Below are 17,116 nucleotides of genomic sequence, written 5' to 3' on the forward strand. Positions count from 1 at the left end.
GTTACAAAGAACACGTATGATAGTACGTTGCTAAGTGCTATTAGTGAAGAGCTAATAGAATTAGGGTGGTAACGCGGGTAAACCCGTCCCTACTTTATAGGGACGGGTTTTTTGTGTGCTTTAAAACATTCAAAGGAGTGATTGTAGATGAAGAAAGTAGATGTAAAAGAGTCAGCTGTAGGGAGAGAAACACGTATTCGTAAGCAGTGGAACGAGCAAAGTATTTTCGAGCAATCAATTCAGAATCGAGAAGGCGCACAGTCTTTCGTATTTTATGAAGGACCACCAACTGCGAATGGATTACCGCATGTAGGTCATGCACTTGGACGGACAATTAAAGATTTAGTAGCAAGATATAAAACGATGGCTGGATATAAAGTGTTAAGAAAAGCGGGATGGGATACGCACGGTTTACCTGTAGAATTAGGTGTTGAGAAGCAACTCGGTATTTCTGGTAAACATGAAATCGAAGAGTATGGAATTGAGCCATTTATTCAGAAGTGTAAAGAGAGTGTATTCACATATGAAAAGCAGTGGCGTGAATTTACTGAAAGCATCGGTTATTGGGTAGATATGGATAATCCATACGTTACGCTAGAGAATCCATATATCGAAAGTGTATGGCATATTTTAGGAACGATTCATGAAAAAGGCTTATTGTATAAGGGACATAGAGTTTCACCATATTGCCCAAGTTGTCAAACGTCACTAAGTTCACATGAGGTTGCGCAAGGGTATAAAACAGTAAAAGATTTAAGTGCAACAGTTAAGTTTAAAGTGAAAGATAGTGAAAATGAGTATTTCCTAGGTTGGACAACGACACCTTGGACGCTTCCAGCAAATGTTGCGCTCGCTGTACATCCAAATATGGAATACGTGAAAGTGAAACAAGAAGGTCATGTATACATTGTTGCAAAAGAACGTGTACAAGATGTATTAAAAGAAGACTATGAAGTACTATCTGTCCATAAAGGTGAAGAATTAGTAAACACATCGTATACAGCACCATTTCCAATGAAAGAAGTTACAAATGGCTACCGAGTTATAGCGGCAGATTTTGTCACGGCAAATAGTGGTACAGGACTTGTTCATATCGCTCCAGCATATGGGGAGGACGATTATAGAGTCGTTCAAAGTGAAGGATTGTCATTCCTGCATGTTGTAGATGAGAAAGGTGAGTATACAGAAGCAGTACCATTTTTGAAAGGGAAATTTGTGAAAGATTGTGACGTGGATATTGTTCGTTATTTAGCGAAGGAAGGCTTACTATATCATAAAGAAAAGTATGAACATAGCTATCCGCATTGCTGGCGCTGTGATTCACCACTTCTTTATTATGCAGGAGAGAGTTGGTTAATCCGAACAACTGCAATTAAAGATACATTTTTACAAAATAACGATTCTGTTACTTGGTATCCAGACCATATGAAACATGGACGCTTTGGTAAGTTTTTAGAAAATATGGTGGACTGGAATATTAGCCGAAATAGATATTGGGGAACACCATTAAACGTATGGGAATGTGAAAGTTGCGATCATCAATTCGCACCGAAAAGCATTGTGGATTTAAGAAAGCATAGTATGAAAGAAACACCGGAAGATTTAGAACTGCATAAACCGTATGTAGATGAAGTGCAAGTTTGCTGCGAAAAATGCGGAAGTACAATGAATCGTACACCAGAAGTAATTGATGTTTGGTTTGATAGTGGTTCCATGCCATTTGCGCAATATCATTATCCATTTGAAAATAAAGAGTTATTTGAAGAGCAGTTTCCAGCAGATGTTATTGCGGAAGGCATTGATCAAACACGCGGCTGGTTTTATAGTTTATTAGCAGTATCAGCGCTATATACAGGAAAAGTGCCTTATAAGCGAGTGTTATCACTAGGGCATGTATTAGACGCAGAAGGACAGAAAATGTCTAAAAGTAAAGGGAATGCACTAGATCCAGTTGATTTAGTAAATCAGTTTGGTGCAGATGCTTTAAGATGGGCGCTACTCGTTGACAGTGCTCCGTGGAATGCGAAGCGTTTTTCTGAAAGAACAGTACTAGAAGCCAAATCTAAGTTTGTAGATACATTAGTCAATGTGTATAGCTTCTACGTTTTATATGCAAATTTAGATGGGTATAATCCGAAAGAAACGTATGATGCAAAGCGGACGAAATTGGATGAATGGGTATTATCAAGATTGCATAGCACAACGAAAAAGGTAAGAACAGCACTTGATGATTATCAATTTACGAATGCAGCTCGTGAAATCGCGGCGCTTGTAGATGAAGTAAGTAACTGGTACGTAAGACGATCACGTAATCGTTTCTGGGAATCTGGTATGAATGCTGAAAAAGCAGCTGCGTATGAAACACTTCATGACGTGCTTGTGACAATTAGTAAGTTAATCGCACCGTTTACACCGTTTGTCGCTGAAGATATTCATTTGAATTTAACTGGAAGTAGCGTTCATTTAGAGGATTATCCAGTTGTAAATGAATTATTACTTCAGCCGAAATTAGAAGCGGAAATGGATGCTGTTTTACAAGTTGTTGAACTTGGAAGAAGTAACCGTAATCAGCATTCTTTAAAAGTAAAACAGCCGTTAGCGGAACTTGTACTACTTGAGCATAATGAAAATGATATGGAATGGGAATCTTATCGTGATATCGTTATGGATGAGTTAAATGTGAAGGCGTTCCATGTTGAACTCGATGAAACGAAATACACGTCCTATCAATTAAAGCTGAACTTTAAAACGGCTGGGCCAAAGTTTGGTAAAAATGTGAATGCAGTAAATGGCTGGCTAAAACAATTATCACAAGACGAGGTACAAAACTTTGTCTCTACAGAAAAAGCAGTTTACGAAGCAGCATCAGGAGAAGAAGTAGTTGTAACGACTGAAGATGTATTAGTAGAGAAAGTTGCAAAATCAGGATTCTCTAATACGACTAACGGACAATATACAGTTATGTTAGATACGAATGTAACAAAAGAATTGTTACAAGAAGGAGTAGCACGTGAATTTATTCGAGCGGTTCAAGAATATCGTAAGCAACTAAATTTACCGGTTAATTTACGAGTCGATGTTATTCTTGATACAGAGGAAGAACTACAGCAAACGTTAACGAATCATAAAGAGTTGTTGGAAGAAAACTTACTCGTTAAACAATTTACATTTGGTCACTTAACGAATGAAGACGATGAACTTTCTTTAGGTGAGACAAAACTTAGAATTAAATTAAGTGCAGCTAATTAAAGAAAAAAGGAAGTTGGAATGAGTCCAACTTCCTTTTTGTATGATGGGAATTTATCCGGCTATTTTCCGCATAATCCATTCGATAGGACCTCTAGAAAAATTCTTTCTCCATAACACGCTAATTAAAATGCTGAAAATGAAAAATGAAGTAGAAAATAATAAAACGAAAAGTAGTGTTTGATGTTCCATTCTATTTAAGAGAATCAATGCTCCAATACCGATAAAGACATGACTTACATAATGAGTTAATGTTAATTGTCCGGTTTGTACAATGGAAATGACAAACCAATTATTTTCATATTTTTCAGCGATATAGAGACAAATGATTAATGTAGTAATAGCGGATCCTGTAGCAGATAAAATGTATAATACATTTGGTAAAATGGGTCCTGTATTAAACAAAAATGTAGCTGCTTCTTTCCCGATGTATGGAATAAAGAAGTGTGTAAGTCCTTTTGATAAAAGTTCTGTCAGTATTGTAATTGTAACACCAAATAAGAGTAATCTTTCTTTAATTCCCTTATTATGAAGATCTAACCTGCCAATTATCATACCGATTAAGAAGAACGAGAACCAAGGGAAAATAGGGTGATAGCCATTAAAGAATAAATTGCGAAGAAAACCTTTTATTGTCCAGAAATCTATATAGTTTATAAAGGGAGTAGGACCTCCCCAACCTTCGAAGGTATTGAATGTAAGCTGCAGATTTTGTGCGATGATTAAAATAATGATAGAAAGTAAGAGTAATAATTTATTACGTAAAGTAATGAGGAATGCAGCAAGGAAAAGATAAATACCGTAGTAATGTAATATATCTCCAGTCCACTCAAGTACATATAGTAGTAATCCTAAAATAAATAAAAATAATGATCGTTTCCATATGATCTTTCGGCTATTAGAAATTTTTATTTGTTCATTGCTAGCAACAGCTGATCTAGTCATTAAAGTTATACCAATGCCTGCAAGTATAACAAACAAGGCAGAAGCTCTGCCTTCAAAAAGTGACATAAAGGTTTTCAACAGTGGAGGACCATTGCCTTCCGCCCCTGTTATTACCATGAAATTAACAAGTAACATCCCGAACATCGCCCAAGCTCTAGCAAAATCTAAGCCGATAATGCGCTTTTGTGTATTCACTTCAATCCCTTCTTTCAAAAATGCTATTTACAGCTTCAATCCAAATTTGTTTATAATCTATATTTGCATCAATCATCATAAAATTCCCGAGATTATCAAGTACTAAAGCTAACATATGAGCTTTTGAAACTAGATTTTCATTTTCAATTAATTGAAGTTCATTTGCTTTTGTAAGGAGTGATTCAAATCCTTGTAAATATTCTGTTTGCACAGTTAGTAATCGATCTTTGTACATATCGTTTCTTGAAGATAGTAATACATACTCTTGCAACACACGATTAAAATAATGATCGTTTCGCTGTTCATCAATTATTTTAAAGCCAGTTGCAATACATTTTTCAATAAAATTTGTTTTCGTAAACTCTTCTGTATGAAAATACAAAGAGAACTGCATAGCTTTACATAATTCAGTAAACATACATTCAATTAAGGCATCTTTAGACTTAAAGTAGTAATATATAGATGGTTTTGCGATACCAACCTCCTCAGCAATCATCATATAAGTTGTTTTAGCAATACCATACTTAGCAAAAAGGCGATAACTTGCTTCCATTATTGAAGAGAGTGTTTCTTCACTTTTACTCATAATTGATCCTCCTAAAAATGTTATTTAAATCGTATCACTCATAATTGATTTTTTCAACCTATCGTTAGGTAAAAAATAACCTGTTTTTTTACACAGTAATTTGAAAAGTTTTAAGGGGAAGGAATGGATTTAGGAATTTATTTCTAAAGTATTGTTTTTACTTTACACATAAATATTGAGAAAATTTCACTCACCTTAAATAGAAAGGTAATGGAATTGTTTATAGAGAATTACTCGTAGATTCAATTTTTATCCATCCATTTTGCGGAAATGATTGCCGATTGGTAATGGGATAAGGTTGAGCTACTTTATTAGGGGGAGTGGTTCTATGTTTAATAAAAAAATGGTGGCAATGGCAATGACTGTGCCATTAGTAATGGGGACGATTTCTACGGTTTCAGCATTGGAAAAACAGCAGCAAGTAAAGCTAGAAGCTTATTCGCCGCAGAAAAAAGCAACTGAATATTTAAAAGAAAATGCTGCGCAGTATGGATTGAAAACAGACCTTTCAGACTTGCAATATATTTCTACAACAGAAACATCAGTAGCTTCATATGTTAGGTTCCAACAAGTTGTTAATGGTGCACCTGTATTTTCAAAACAAATTACAGTTACTCTTAACGGAGAGGGAAAAGGAGTACTTGCTGTTTCTGATTATCAATCCGTTAAAGGGGTGAAGGAAGTAACGACAAAAATTAGTGAAAAAGATGCAATACAAAAATCAATGGCGTATGTTGGAGAAGCAAGTGAGCAAAACTTATGGGCTCCTACAGAGAAAGAATTCGGATATATTGTGGAAGAAGGAATTGCACGTCCAGTATATAAAGTTGTAGTCCATTCTAATAACCCGTTTGGTGCATGGGAAACATTTATTGATGCAGAAAATGGAAAGTTAATTAAAAAGGTTGATATAAACCGAAAAGTAGAAGGAACAGGAAAAGTATTTTTACCTAACCCTGTTGTATCAAGCGGGAGTTTAACAGGATTAAAAGATAATAACGATGCAGATTCAACTGCGCTAACGAACCAATTGAAGACTGTTACGTTAAAAGGTTTAGATGGGACAGGATTTTTAATTGGAGAGTATGTAACGATTTCTTCAAAAGCAAAAACGAAATCTGCAAATTTACAATTTAACTATACACGCGCAAATGATAGCTTTGAAGATGTTATGTCGTATTATCATATCGATACATTACAGCGTTACATTCAAGGGTTAGGTTTTAAAAATATTAATAATCGCTCTATTAAAGTGAATGTGAATGGAACGACGGCTGATAATTCATTTTATTCTCCGACAACGAAAGCTTTAACTTTCGGTACTGGCGGAGTAGATGATGCAGAAGATGCTGGTATTATCGCACATGAATACGGGCATTCGATTCAAGATAACCAAGTTCCTGGTTTTGGTAGTTCAGCAGAAGGCGGAGCGATGGGAGAAGGATTTGGTGACTTCTTAGGTGCTACGTATGAAGATGCTGTATCGACTACAGGGTACGGAAAAGCATGTGTTGGAGAGTGGGATGCGGCGGCTTACTCTAGTTCAGATCCAACATGCCTGCGCCGATTAGATACGAATAAAGTGTATCCGAGAGATTTAAAAAATCAAGTACATGCTGATGGGGAGATTTGGTCACAAGGACAATATGAGATGGCACAAGCTTTTGGCCGTGATGTAGCAACGAAAATTATTTTACAATCGCACTGGTCATTAACACCAAACTCTAAATTCAGTGATGGAGCAAAAGCGATTAAGCAAGCGGATGCTCTTTTATATGGCGGACAACATGCTGCTGAAATTGATCGTATTTGGGCAGCGAGAGGAATTAGTACGAATTAATGTGAAAAGTCGTGGCATTTATAAGCCACGACTTTTTAATTTGCTTATGAACTGGTACTAGTAAAGTAAGCAAAATGAATGGTAGTGTGAATTTATATGCATTTGTTTATTTTTTCTCGTCTTTAAAAACAAAATGCTCTTTAAATTTTCTAGACTCAACTTTTTGACCGTTTCTCATGGAGCGGAAAGGGTGTTCTTGCCAAGTAATAATTACATCAACTATATCTGCTTTTGTAGCAACTGGAAAATTAGCATGTTCAAATCCAGTTTTTCCACTTGCTAAGCGACTTTCCTTTCGTGAGAAAAGTTCATATTTCGTTTTCGTTTTTGGCTCGTTGCGGAATACTTCGACTTGTACGTTATATACTTCACTGTTTCCAACATTTTTTACTGAAAATTGATATGTTTGAAATTCATCTTTTTTAGCTTGAAGCGTCTTTTTGCTTATTTTTTTTGGTTCATCAATATTCACTTGCCATTGATCAGAGTTTTGGGAGATTGGTAACGATTTTGGTGAATAGGCGTACGTTTCATTTACTACGACTAGGCATAACAAAAGGAGAAAGAAACTTATTGTTTTTTTCATATACACACCTCGCTTTAAATTTTTTAATTAATATGCGTAAAAAATAAATTTTTATGTAATAAAATGGAAAAAGGTGATAATTTGATTCAAATGAATTTGAAAAAACTTGAAAAGGTAGTAGGTGGTGAAGGGTTACAAGAATCGTTTCATCATATAGAGATATATGGTGTCTGCATAGATTCTAAAAGCATTAAAGAAGGGAATTTGTTTGTCCCAATTATTAGAGTGAAAGATGGACATGATTATGTGAAAGAGGCAATGGATAATGGAGCTGTCGCTTCTTTATGGAAAAAGTCTTACGGTACTCCGCCAAAAGGGGTAGCAATTATATTTGTAGATGATACTTTGTTTGCTTTGCAACAATTGGCACAGTTTTATCGAAAAGAGCTAAATGTAAACGTAATCGGAATCACTGGTAGTAATGGCAAGACAACAGTAAAAGATATAATAAACACAATTTTAAGTACAACGTATCGTGTGCATAAAACAGAGGGCAATTTTAATAGTCAAATCGGTTTACCATTAACAATTTTAGAGATGAAACGAGATACAGAGTTTTTAATACTTGAAATGGGGATGAGTGAAAAAGGACAAATTCGAAACTTATCAAAAATAGCACAGCCAGATGTAGCGATTATTACAATGATCGGTCAGTCTCACTTAGAAACGCTTGGATCAAGAGAAGAGATTACGAAGGCTAAATTAGAAATTATTGATGGGTTAAAAGGAAATGGTTTGTTTTTATATAATGGTGATGAACCATTGCTTTTGCAAAATAAGAATCTATCGAGTATAAATTGTAAGGTATTTGGTGAAACGTATATAAATGATTTGTTTCCAACAAACGTGCAATTAGATGAATATGGTGTTCATTTTAAATTAAATGATTCAAAAATACAGTACGATGTTCCTTTGCATGGAAAACATAATATTTTAAATGCGATTGTCGGAATCGCCCTAGGTCAATATTATAATGTCCCTACAGAAAAAATACAGGAAGCATTACGACAAGTAAATATTACTCAAATGCGCTTTCAATTTTTAACTGCTAAAACAGGCTTTACGGTTATTAACGATGCATGGAATGCCAGTCCTTCTTCAATGAAGGTTGCAATTGAGACATTACAGAAATTAAATGCCTATGAGAAAAAAATTATAGTGATTGGGGATATGTTGGAGTTAGGAAAGAAAGCTGAAACATATCATAGAGAAATTGACAAAATGTTAAATGAAGAGAGCATTCAATATGTATTTACCTATGGAGAGCTAGCTGAAATTGTAGCGGAAGAAGCAAGAAAGAAATATGATTCAGGAAAAGTACGGTCATTTAATAATAAGACCAAGATAGCAGAGGAAGTATTGAAAATTATTTCGAAAAAGGATGTTGTATTACTGAAAGGCTCACGTGGTATGGCTTTAGAGGAGATTGTACAAAATTGGATTTGAAAAATCAAAATATATTTAAAAAGGCTTGCGTTTTATAAAGTAAAGAGATAGAATACTCTGTAAATATAAAAAGTGAGGATCAGGAAAAGTACATAATGCAAAGGTCTACAGAGAGCAATCGGTTGCTGAGATGATTGCGATACTGCATGATGGAAAGACACCTGTGAGTGTTGCTTTGAACGTGATAATTAGTAAAAGCAAACGGTACCTACCGTTATCAGGGCTAAGATGGTCATTATGACAATTTGGGTGGTACCGCGGAAAAATCCGTCCCTATTTATAGGGGCGGATTTTTGTATTCTTTGAAAGGAGGTGAGTGACCGTGGATGATGACGATGACAACAATAACGTAAATAAATATAAATTTACTGGAGGGAAATGTAATGAAGCGTTCACTCACAAAGGAATGTACAAAACAAAGCGGAAAAGTTGTATTACTTCAAGGATGGGTAAAGAAGATTCGTCATCTAGGTAATGTTAGTTTTTTATTAATAAGGGATCGATCAGGAGTTATGCAATGCGTATTAGAAAACGAGCTAGCTGGATTTAAAGTAGATGTGGAAAGTGTCGTTCAAGTCGTAGGCCAAATAGTGGAGACTTCAAAAACAGAATTAGGAGTTGAAGTACTTGCTCACGAAGTGAAAATATTAAATGGTGCAGAACCACTTCCGTTTGAAATAAATAAAAAGAAGTTACAAGTTGGTTTAGATCAATTACTGAATGAACGGGTATTATCATTAAGACATGAGAGAACCGCGGCAATATTTAAAGTGAAATCTACACTCGTTCAGAGCTTTAGTGAATTTCTAATAGAGAACGATTTCACACGTATATTTACTCCGAAAATTGTTTCGCAAGGGGCAGAAGGAGGAGCGAATGTTTTTAAACTACCATACTTTCAAAAAGAAGCTTATTTAGCACAATCACCTCAGTTTTATAAACAAATGATGGTAGCTGGGGGAATCGAACGTGTTTTTGAAGTTGCACCTGTTTACAGAGCGGAACATCATAATTCTTCCCGTCATTTGAATGAATATATCTCGTTAGACGTAGAGCTTGGATTTATTCATGATTTTTATGAAGTGATGCAACTAGAAACGGAAGTTTTACGATATATGTTTCAACAAGTAGCAAAAAACTGTGAAAAAGAACTGCAACTATTACAAATAGAAGTACCTGTTATTACAGAAATACCGAAAATTACATTGTTAGAAGCGCAAGAAATTTTGAAAAGTAAGTACCGAAAAGAATCGCCAATTGGAGATTTAGATACGGAAGGCGAGAAGCTATTAGGGAAATATGTGAAGGAAACATATAAGAGTGAGTTTGTTTTCATTACACATTATCCGAAAGAAGCTAGGCCGATGTATACGATGCCGAATAATGAGAATCCATCTATTACTGATTCGTTCGACTTACTATATAAAGGACTAGAAATAACTTCAGGGGCGCAGCGAATTCATAATTATGAAATGTTACTTGCTTCTTTTAAAGAAAAAGGATTACATCTAGATACATTTCAATCTTATTTAAATACATTCCGATACGGTTGTCCCCCGCACGGTGGTTTTGGAATTGGATTAGAGAGAGTTGTATACAAACTATTAGAATTAACAAATGTACGAGAGGCGAGTGCTTTTCCGAGAGATTGTACGCGTCTTATACCATAAGAATAAACCCCTTCTATACTATAGAAGGGGTTTATTCCTTTCAACACATGTTAAAAGGAATAATTTTTTGTGTGAAAATATGTAAATTATATTAAGAACATTTTATAATGAATTGAGAAAAAGAAAATTCATAAGTTATAATGAAATATGAATATAAAAAAAGTTCATATAATAATGTATGGAAGGGTATGAAACATGTTATATCAAACTCAAGCAACACAACAAACACCAGCTTATATAATTTATCTTCTTGATGTAAGCGCATCAATGAACCAAATGATGGATGCAGGCGGAGAAGAAAAAAGAAGAATTGATATTGTAACGGATGCTCTTTCTTTAGCGATTCGCCAAATGGTATTTCGTTCAACAAAAGGTAGTCGCTTGCTTCCGAGATATAAGTTATCTATTTTAGCCTATAGCGATCATGTTTTTGATTTATTGGGTGGTGTGAAAACAATAGATGAGGTAGCAAGACTTCGCCCACTAGAAAAAATCCAAACGCATCGTTTAACTGATACAGCAAAAGCTTTCTCAGTAGTGGAGAAGTTATTGCAAAAGGAACTACCAAATTTACAAGACGGGCCAGCTCCTGTTGTTTGTCATATGACAGATGGGGCATCAACTGGTGAAGATCCAGAATCAATTGTACGAAGAATTATGAATATGGCTGTACCTGATGGAAACGTACTAATTGAAAATATTTTTATTTCAGATGAAATTATGCAAGACCAAATTTCTAATATAAAGAAGTGGGAAGGAATTATGCCAAATACAGAGATTACAGATGAATATGGTGCAAAGTTGCAAAGACTTTCATCGCCTATCCCTCAAAGCTATCGTGAGATGATGACGGAACATGGGTTTCATATTGCAGACGGTGCTGTGATGATGTTTCCTGGGACAAATGCGGACTTAGTATCACTTGGATTTCAAATGTCTGCTGCAACGCCGGTTCGATAGGAGAGAGAAGTATGATGAAATATATTCTATCTCAAGAGAAAGAAACGGTATTGCAAGAAAAGGAAACGAAACATTTTACTTATCGATATAGCTATGTAAGAGCAAAAGAAACGCAGGATTTAAACGAGAGTGGACAAGACTTTCTAGTATTTCTAGATAATGGAACTAGTTTCATATTTGCGTTATGTGATGGTGTAGGGCTGTCTTTTCATGGTGAAATTGCTGCGAAATTTCTTGGTATGAAGTTAGTAAACTTGTTTGAAACATGTCAAGAAAGTGGACTGGATATTGCTACATTATTAAATGAACAGTTAAAAAATTGGATAGAAGAAGCTTCAGAGGAAGTGAATGCATTTCGATTGCCAGAAGAAACACCGTGGTTACTTCGCGATGTATTAGAAGAAAAGCGAAAACAAGGTAGTGAAGCGATGTTTATCGGTGGGAAAATAGAGTTGATTCCAAATGAAGATAAAGTACAAATAACGATAGTTACACATGGCGATTCATTTGTACAATTGTTTCGAGATAAAGAGAATTGTTTGAATGTAATGAAGTTTGAGAGAAATATAGAGAAAAGATGGTCTACGCAGCGGGGCATTATTGGTGGGGAATTAGCGGTTTTTTCAAAGACATTATCTAGGCAAGAAGCTAATCGGATAGTTATTCACTCAGACGGACTTGTGCCGCTTAAGCAGTATAACTTTGAGGAAGTGTTAAAAGAAATTGAGAGGGCACAGAACTCTCCGACAAGCGATGATATTTCATTTTTAGATATTTCTTGGTAACAAACATGATGGAAAAAAGGTGAATAAATGTGGAAGAGATTATTGTTACATACATAAAACAGTCAAATGAAGAAATAGATATTGCAATTCCAAATGACGTAAAAGTGGTGCAAATTATTGAATCGATTTTACATCATGAAAAAATAGATGAAGCATTAAGCGGGATCTATGAAATTAGAGTGGCAAAAGATAAAGAAGAGTGGCATTCTATTGGAAATGATGAAACGTTGCGCGATAATGATGTATGGGATGGACAATATGTAATGCTACATAAAAAAGGAGCAATTATCCCTTCTTTTGAAATGATGCCAGCAGAAAAAGTTTATAATGAACCTGTTAAACAAGATATGTCTTCTAGTGAAGAAGATTATGTATGGAAAATCATTGAGTAATAGTTTTTGGATGGGGAAGGAGAAATGTTTTGTGCAAAAATCACCGTATTTTCAACGCTCTCCGCGTGTGAAAGTAGATATACCGACAGGGGATGTTATTATTCATGATCCACCGAATATACCGGAGGAGCCGAAGTTTTCAATTGAAACAATGTTACTGCCTGCAATGATGACGGTTTTAACATTGGTATTATATTTTGTAATGATGAAATTTATGAAGATGAATGCAAGTTATATGCCATTAATGATGGTTTCAAGTATTCCGATGTTGGGGTCATATCTATTTACAACGATGGGACATTTCCGTAAAAAGAAAGAACATCGTCAAATGGTTGAACAATTACAAACAAGATATTTAGAGCAAATTCAAAAGCATCGAGTGGAATTAGATACGTTAAAGGTTGAACAAGCAAAATATTTAATTACACAAAATCCAAGCCCATTAAAAAGTGTACAAAGAATTGAAAATCGGGAAAGTAATTTATGGGAGCGTACACCTGAAAGTCCAGACTTTTTAGATATTCGTATTGGTACAGGAGAAAGACCGTTTCTTGTAGAATTGAAGGTGCCTGAACAGAAAGGTTATGAAGAAAATCCATTAGTTACGGAAGCGCAAAATGTGAAAAGGGATTTCAATACGATACCAAATGGACACATCTCCATTTCTTTGAAAAAAAACGATGTAATTGGTGTAGTTGGAAATAAAGAAGATAGACTAAACTTTATTCGAATTGTAACGACGCAAATTATGACGCATCATGCACCAAATGAAGTGAAAATAGCAGCATTTTATCATGAGAAAGAGAAAAAGCAGTGGGAGTGGATGAGGTGGCTTCCTCACGTATGGGATGAACAGAGGAGTATGCGCTTTTTATCTGAAAATCAACAAGATGCACAGAAACTAGCTGAAGTACTATTTACCCCACTTAACATGCGTAGAATCTATAATTCTTCTGCGCAAGCGGATGCAAAAGTTCCTTTAATTCCGATGTATGTCTTTTTCTTATCAGCGAGAGAATTTTTAGAAGATGATCCTTTAACTCCAATGTTACTTAGAGAAGGTGAAAGTGTAGGAGCTTCTACATTTATTTTTGCGGAACAAAAGGAACGGTTACCGATGGAATGTGATCTTGTAATAAGTTTAAATGGAGAAGATGGTGAGTTAGTAGAAACGTTTTCAAGTTCAGCTGAAAATAGTGGGACAACGCGTGCTAGTTTTAAAGTAGATCGACTTTCATTCGAACGATGTGAATTAGGAGCGCGAAGTATTGCTCCAATTCGAATGAAAAGTTCAACAGCAGCCAACATTCCGAAAGTATTAACATTTTTAGACTTGTTTCAAGCTAAAAACATGGAAGAATTACAAGTGCTAGAGAGATGGAAAGAAAATCGATACCCGACTTCATTGCCGGTTCCAATTGGTGTAAGAGAAGGAAGTAAACCTGTTTTTCTAAATATTCACGATAAAATAGAGAAAAAAGGGCATGGTCCGCACGGTCTAATGGCTGGTACAACTGGATCAGGAAAAAGTGAAGTAATTCAGTCTATAATAGCCGCGTTAGCGGCAACCTATCATCCTCATGAGATGGCATTTATGCTTATCGACTATAAAGGTGGTGGAATGTCAAACACATTTGCGGGATTACCGCATATTATTGCATCTATTACGAACTTAGAAGATCCAAACTTAATTGAGCGTGCCAGAATTTCATTAAAGGCAGAATTAGAGCGTAGACAAAAATTATTCATTCAGGCTGGAAATGTCCAGCATTTAGATGAATATTATGAAACAAGCTGGCGCGAAAAAGAACCTTTACCACATTTATTTATTGTTATTGATGAGTTTGCTCAAATGAAAAAGGAACAACCAGAATTTATGGACGAGCTAATTAGTGTCGCTGCAATAGGAAGGACGTTAGGAGTTCACTTATTATTAGCAACTCAAAAACCTTCAGGGGTTGTAAATGACAAGATTTGGAGTAACTCGCGTTTTCGAATTTGTTTACGTGTACAAGATGATGCGGATAGTCGTGAAATGTTAAAGATTCCAGATGCATCAAAAATCAATGTACCAGGACGAGGGTATCTCCAAGTTGGTAGCAATGAAGTATTGGAATTATTCCAATCAGCATGGAGCGGAGCACCTTATAATCCAGATGAAGAGAAAGTACTTGATATAGTTGATTTTACAGAAGTTAAGCTATCGGGTGAGAGAATAAAAGTGAAAAAGCGTCCAAAACCAATGACAAATAGTCCAAAACAACTACAAGCTTTTATTCAATATGTACAGAGCGTATCAGAAAAAGAAAATATTAAAGCATTACCAGGACCTTGGCTGGATCCATTACCAGAAAAATTATTGTTAAAAGAATTTTATGCTATGGAAGATTGGACAATTGCTGAGTGGAATAAATCAAAAGGATATTTACAAGTAACAGTAGGATTAATTGATGATGTTGCAAATCAAGCGCAATTTCCGCTGAAGTTAGATTTACAAGAAGGACACTTAAATATTTATGGTATGCCAGGAACAGGAAAAACAACGATGTTACAAACGATTATTATGTCTCTAGCAGTATCTCATACACCAGAAGAAGTGAATTTTTATATTATTGATTTTGGTCGTATGTTCTTAGATTTTAGAGATTTACCTCATGTAGGCGGGGTTGTACAAGAGGACGAAAATGAAAAAATGAAACGTCTATTCGGATTTTTAAAGAAGGAAATCACGTATAGAAAAGAGAGTTTTTCTAATATCGGTGCAAAGTCATTCTCTATGTATAATCGAATGGTTGGAAAGAGAATTCCTGCTATCGTTGTAATGGTAGATGGTTATATAAGATTTAAGAATGAATTCGAAAAAGAGAATGAAGTATTAGAAATGTTATTACGCGAATCAAGCACATATGGCGTGTACTTCTATTTCTCGCTTAATCAAACAATTGATATGTTTGATCGTGTTCGTAATAATATACCGATGGCAATTACATTTGAATTGCAAGATAGAGCTGAATATCCTAGTTTAGTTGGTAGACCGAATTTCCCGTTAATTGAAGTTCCTACTGGCCGTGGGTTAATGAAAGGACAACCACCTGAATTGTTCCAAGCAGCACTGCCGTTTATAGGTGAAAGTGAATTAGAATACTCACAGCAATTAAAAACGATTATTCAAAAAATGGGCAGTGAATGGAATGGTGAAAAAGCAAAAGAGATTCCAATGGTTCCTAAAGAAATATTTGTAGAAGATTTAGTTGAGCAATTAGAACCAACTCAAATTTCTGCAGGAGTTGAAACAGACGATATCCGTTTGCAAAATTTTTCATTGGACGAAATGAATCATATATTTATCGGTGGAAGAATAGAAGGTGGGAAAACATCATTATTACAAACACTTCTTTTCACTACTACATACCAATACTCTCCAGAAAAGGTTGAGCTATACTTAGTAGACCTTGGTGAAAGACCTACTGGCATATTAGCTCTTGGAGATTTACCTCATGTGAAGAAGAAAGTTACAGATGATATGCAATTAAAAGAAATGTTAGATGAATTGTTAGAGCTAATAAATAATAGAGAAGCAGTAGTACCTTCTATAGATCCAAAGGTAACAGTGGAGTTTCCATATAAGAAAATAATCATTGCAATTGATGATATTGATCAAATGTTAACGGTATTATCTACTGATTATGAGGCGAAAAATAAAATGGAACTAATAGTTCAAAATTGTAAAAATAAAGGGGTTCATTTTTTAACGGCGGCTACAACATCTAGTGTAAATAGCTTTTCACATGAAAAATGGTTTGGAGAAATTAGAAAGAGAAGTATAGGTTATTTATTAGGAACGACCCACAATAACGATGTATATTTCTTTAATATGAAACTTCCACATGCTGAAATCGATCAAGAATTATTAAGTGGGGATGGATATTGCATACGTAGAAAGCCAATAAAAATAAAATGTGCATATACACCATTACATTTACTTCGCACGATGACAGACAAAATTAGTGTTAAATGGTCTGAATTAAAAGTGAAATAATATTAAAATAGGGTTAAATTACTATAAAATAGAATTTTTTTGCAATTTAACTCTTTTAAAATTGTATGAATATAGTTTATAATCTAATTGTTATATCATTTATGGTTTGAAAGGGGAAATTAATAAAATGACAGAAATTAAAATTAGACCAGAAGACCTTGAAAGAATTTCTAATAACTTTAATAACGCAGCTGCGGAAGCACAAAGTCAAGTTAATAGACTTGAAGGCGATATTAAAAGCTTAGATGGACAATGGGCTGGGTCAACACAAGCAAAATTCAGAGGAGAATTTGAAAATTCTAAACAAAAAATGCAACAATACATTCCTATTTTAGAAGGAATTTCGAGAGACTTAAAACGTATTGCTGAGAAATTCCGTAGTACAGATAACACATACTAAGAATAGAACAATTGCAAAAGACCAGG

Annotated in this window: 12 protein-coding genes and 2 other annotated features (1 of these 14 running past the window's edge); of the genes, 9 read left to right on the top strand and 3 right to left on the bottom strand. The window is 35.0% G+C overall.

Annotated features, from left to right (window positions below; all coding sequences use genetic code 11):
- Positions 1 to 94: a binding site (T-box leader), on the top strand; it begins 146 nt to the left of the window's first position.
- Positions 95 to 147: 53 nt separating this feature from the next.
- The gene (ileS, locus tag VF726_RS05250; protein WP_440166401.1) at positions 148 to 3,249 is read left to right on the top strand and encodes an isoleucine--tRNA ligase; all 3,102 of its coding nucleotides are present in this window, start codon (positions 148 to 150) and stop codon (positions 3,247 to 3,249) included.
- Positions 3,250 to 3,300: 51 nt separating this feature from the next.
- On the opposite strand, the gene VF726_RS05255 is transcribed toward ileS, so the two are convergent.
- Together VF726_RS05255 and VF726_RS05260 are read right to left on the bottom strand one after the other, a co-directional pair.
- Positions 3,301 to 4,386, bottom strand: coding sequence for a DUF418 domain-containing protein (locus tag VF726_RS05255; RefSeq protein ID WP_440166403.1), 1,086 nt, complete (start codon positions 4,384 to 4,386; stop codon positions 3,301 to 3,303).
- Position 4,387: 1 nt separating this feature from the next.
- Positions 4,388 to 4,972 carry a TetR/AcrR family transcriptional regulator gene (locus VF726_RS05260; protein ID WP_440166405.1) on the bottom strand — a complete coding sequence of 195 codons (585 nt, stop codon included), beginning with the start codon at positions 4,970 to 4,972 and terminating at the stop codon, positions 4,388 to 4,390.
- A gap of 328 nt (positions 4,973 to 5,300) precedes the next feature.
- On the opposite strand from VF726_RS05260, the gene VF726_RS05265 reads away from it, so the two are divergent.
- Positions 5,301 to 6,812, top strand: a complete 1,512-nt coding sequence (locus VF726_RS05265) for a M36 family metallopeptidase (protein ID WP_440166407.1) — start codon at positions 5,301 to 5,303, stop codon at positions 6,810 to 6,812.
- Positions 6,813 to 6,918: 106 nt separating this feature from the next.
- Here the strand turns inward: VF726_RS05265 and VF726_RS05270 are convergent, their stop codons facing one another.
- Positions 6,919 to 7,398 (bottom strand): hypothetical protein, encoded by a 480-nt coding sequence (locus tag VF726_RS05270; protein WP_440166409.1) that lies wholly within the window; start codon positions 7,396 to 7,398, stop codon positions 6,919 to 6,921.
- Positions 7,399 to 7,461: 63 nt separating this feature from the next.
- On the opposite strand from VF726_RS05270, the gene VF726_RS05275 reads away from it, so the two are divergent.
- The 7 genes from VF726_RS05275 (at position 7,462) to VF726_RS05305 (ending at position 17,090) form a co-directional block, all read left to right on the top strand.
- Positions 7,462 to 8,844: a UDP-N-acetylmuramoyl-tripeptide--D-alanyl-D-alanine ligase gene (locus tag VF726_RS05275; protein WP_440166411.1), complete on the top strand. Its 1,383-nt coding sequence runs from the start codon at positions 7,462 to 7,464 to the stop codon at positions 8,842 to 8,844.
- A gap of 66 nt (positions 8,845 to 8,910) precedes the next feature.
- Positions 8,911 to 9,122: a binding site (T-box leader), on the top strand.
- Positions 9,123 to 9,227: 105 nt separating this feature from the next.
- On the top strand, positions 9,228 to 10,514 hold the full coding sequence (gene aspS, locus VF726_RS05280) for an aspartate--tRNA(Asn) ligase (protein ID WP_440166413.1): 1,287 nt from the start codon (positions 9,228 to 9,230) through the stop codon (positions 10,512 to 10,514).
- A gap of 195 nt (positions 10,515 to 10,709) precedes the next feature.
- Complete coding sequence (locus tag VF726_RS05285; protein WP_087956291.1) at positions 10,710 to 11,474, top strand: vWA domain-containing protein; 765 nt, start codon at positions 10,710 to 10,712, stop codon at positions 11,472 to 11,474.
- Positions 11,475 to 11,485: 11 nt separating this feature from the next.
- Positions 11,486 to 12,259: a hypothetical protein gene (locus tag VF726_RS05290; protein ID WP_440166415.1), complete on the top strand. Its 774-nt coding sequence runs from the start codon at positions 11,486 to 11,488 to the stop codon at positions 12,257 to 12,259.
- A 29-nt stretch (positions 12,260 to 12,288) separates the two neighbouring features.
- Entirely contained in the window at positions 12,289 to 12,651 is a 363-nt protein-coding gene (locus tag VF726_RS05295; RefSeq protein ID WP_440166417.1) for a hypothetical protein, read from the top strand.
- A gap of 31 nt (positions 12,652 to 12,682) precedes the next feature.
- A complete protein-coding gene (gene essC / locus VF726_RS05300) occupies positions 12,683 to 16,690 on the top strand; it encodes a type VII secretion protein EssC (RefSeq protein WP_440166419.1) in 4,008 nt (1,335 codons plus the stop codon).
- Positions 16,691 to 16,817: 127 nt separating this feature from the next.
- The gene (locus tag VF726_RS05305) at positions 16,818 to 17,090 is read left to right on the top strand and encodes a WXG100 family type VII secretion target (protein ID WP_000136048.1); all 273 of its coding nucleotides are present in this window, start codon (positions 16,818 to 16,820) and stop codon (positions 17,088 to 17,090) included.
- Positions 17,091 to 17,116: the final 26 nt, after the last annotated feature.

Source organism: Bacillus sp. Brlt_9 (assembly GCF_051948935.1).
Classification (GTDB): Bacteria; Bacillota; Bacilli; order Bacillales; family Bacillaceae_G; genus Bacillus_A.

What these genes read in the sequence shown, in the direction of transcription:
- VF726_RS05290 (WP_440166415.1), top strand. Translation starts at nt 11,486, where the DNA reads ATGATGAAATATATTCTATCTCAAGAGAAAGAAACGGTATTGCAAGAA.
- ileS (WP_440166401.1), top strand. Translation starts at nt 148, where the DNA reads ATGAAGAAAGTAGATGTAAAAGAGTCAGCTGTAGGGAGAGAAACACGT.
- VF726_RS05285 (WP_087956291.1), top strand. Translation starts at nt 10,710, where the DNA reads ATGTTATATCAAACTCAAGCAACACAACAAACACCAGCTTATATAATT.
- VF726_RS05270 (WP_440166409.1), bottom strand. Translation starts at nt 7,398, where the DNA reads ATGAAAAAAACAATAAGTTTCTTTCTCCTTTTGTTATGCCTAGTCGTA.
- aspS (WP_440166413.1), top strand. Translation starts at nt 9,228, where the DNA reads ATGAAGCGTTCACTCACAAAGGAATGTACAAAACAAAGCGGAAAAGTT.
- VF726_RS05305 (WP_000136048.1), top strand. Translation starts at nt 16,818, where the DNA reads ATGACAGAAATTAAAATTAGACCAGAAGACCTTGAAAGAATTTCTAAT.
- VF726_RS05265 (WP_440166407.1), top strand. Translation starts at nt 5,301, where the DNA reads ATGTTTAATAAAAAAATGGTGGCAATGGCAATGACTGTGCCATTAGTA.
- VF726_RS05275 (WP_440166411.1), top strand. Translation starts at nt 7,462, where the DNA reads ATGGAAAAAGGTGATAATTTGATTCAAATGAATTTGAAAAAACTTGAA.
- VF726_RS05260 (WP_440166405.1), bottom strand. Translation starts at nt 4,972, where the DNA reads ATGAGTAAAAGTGAAGAAACACTCTCTTCAATAATGGAAGCAAGTTAT.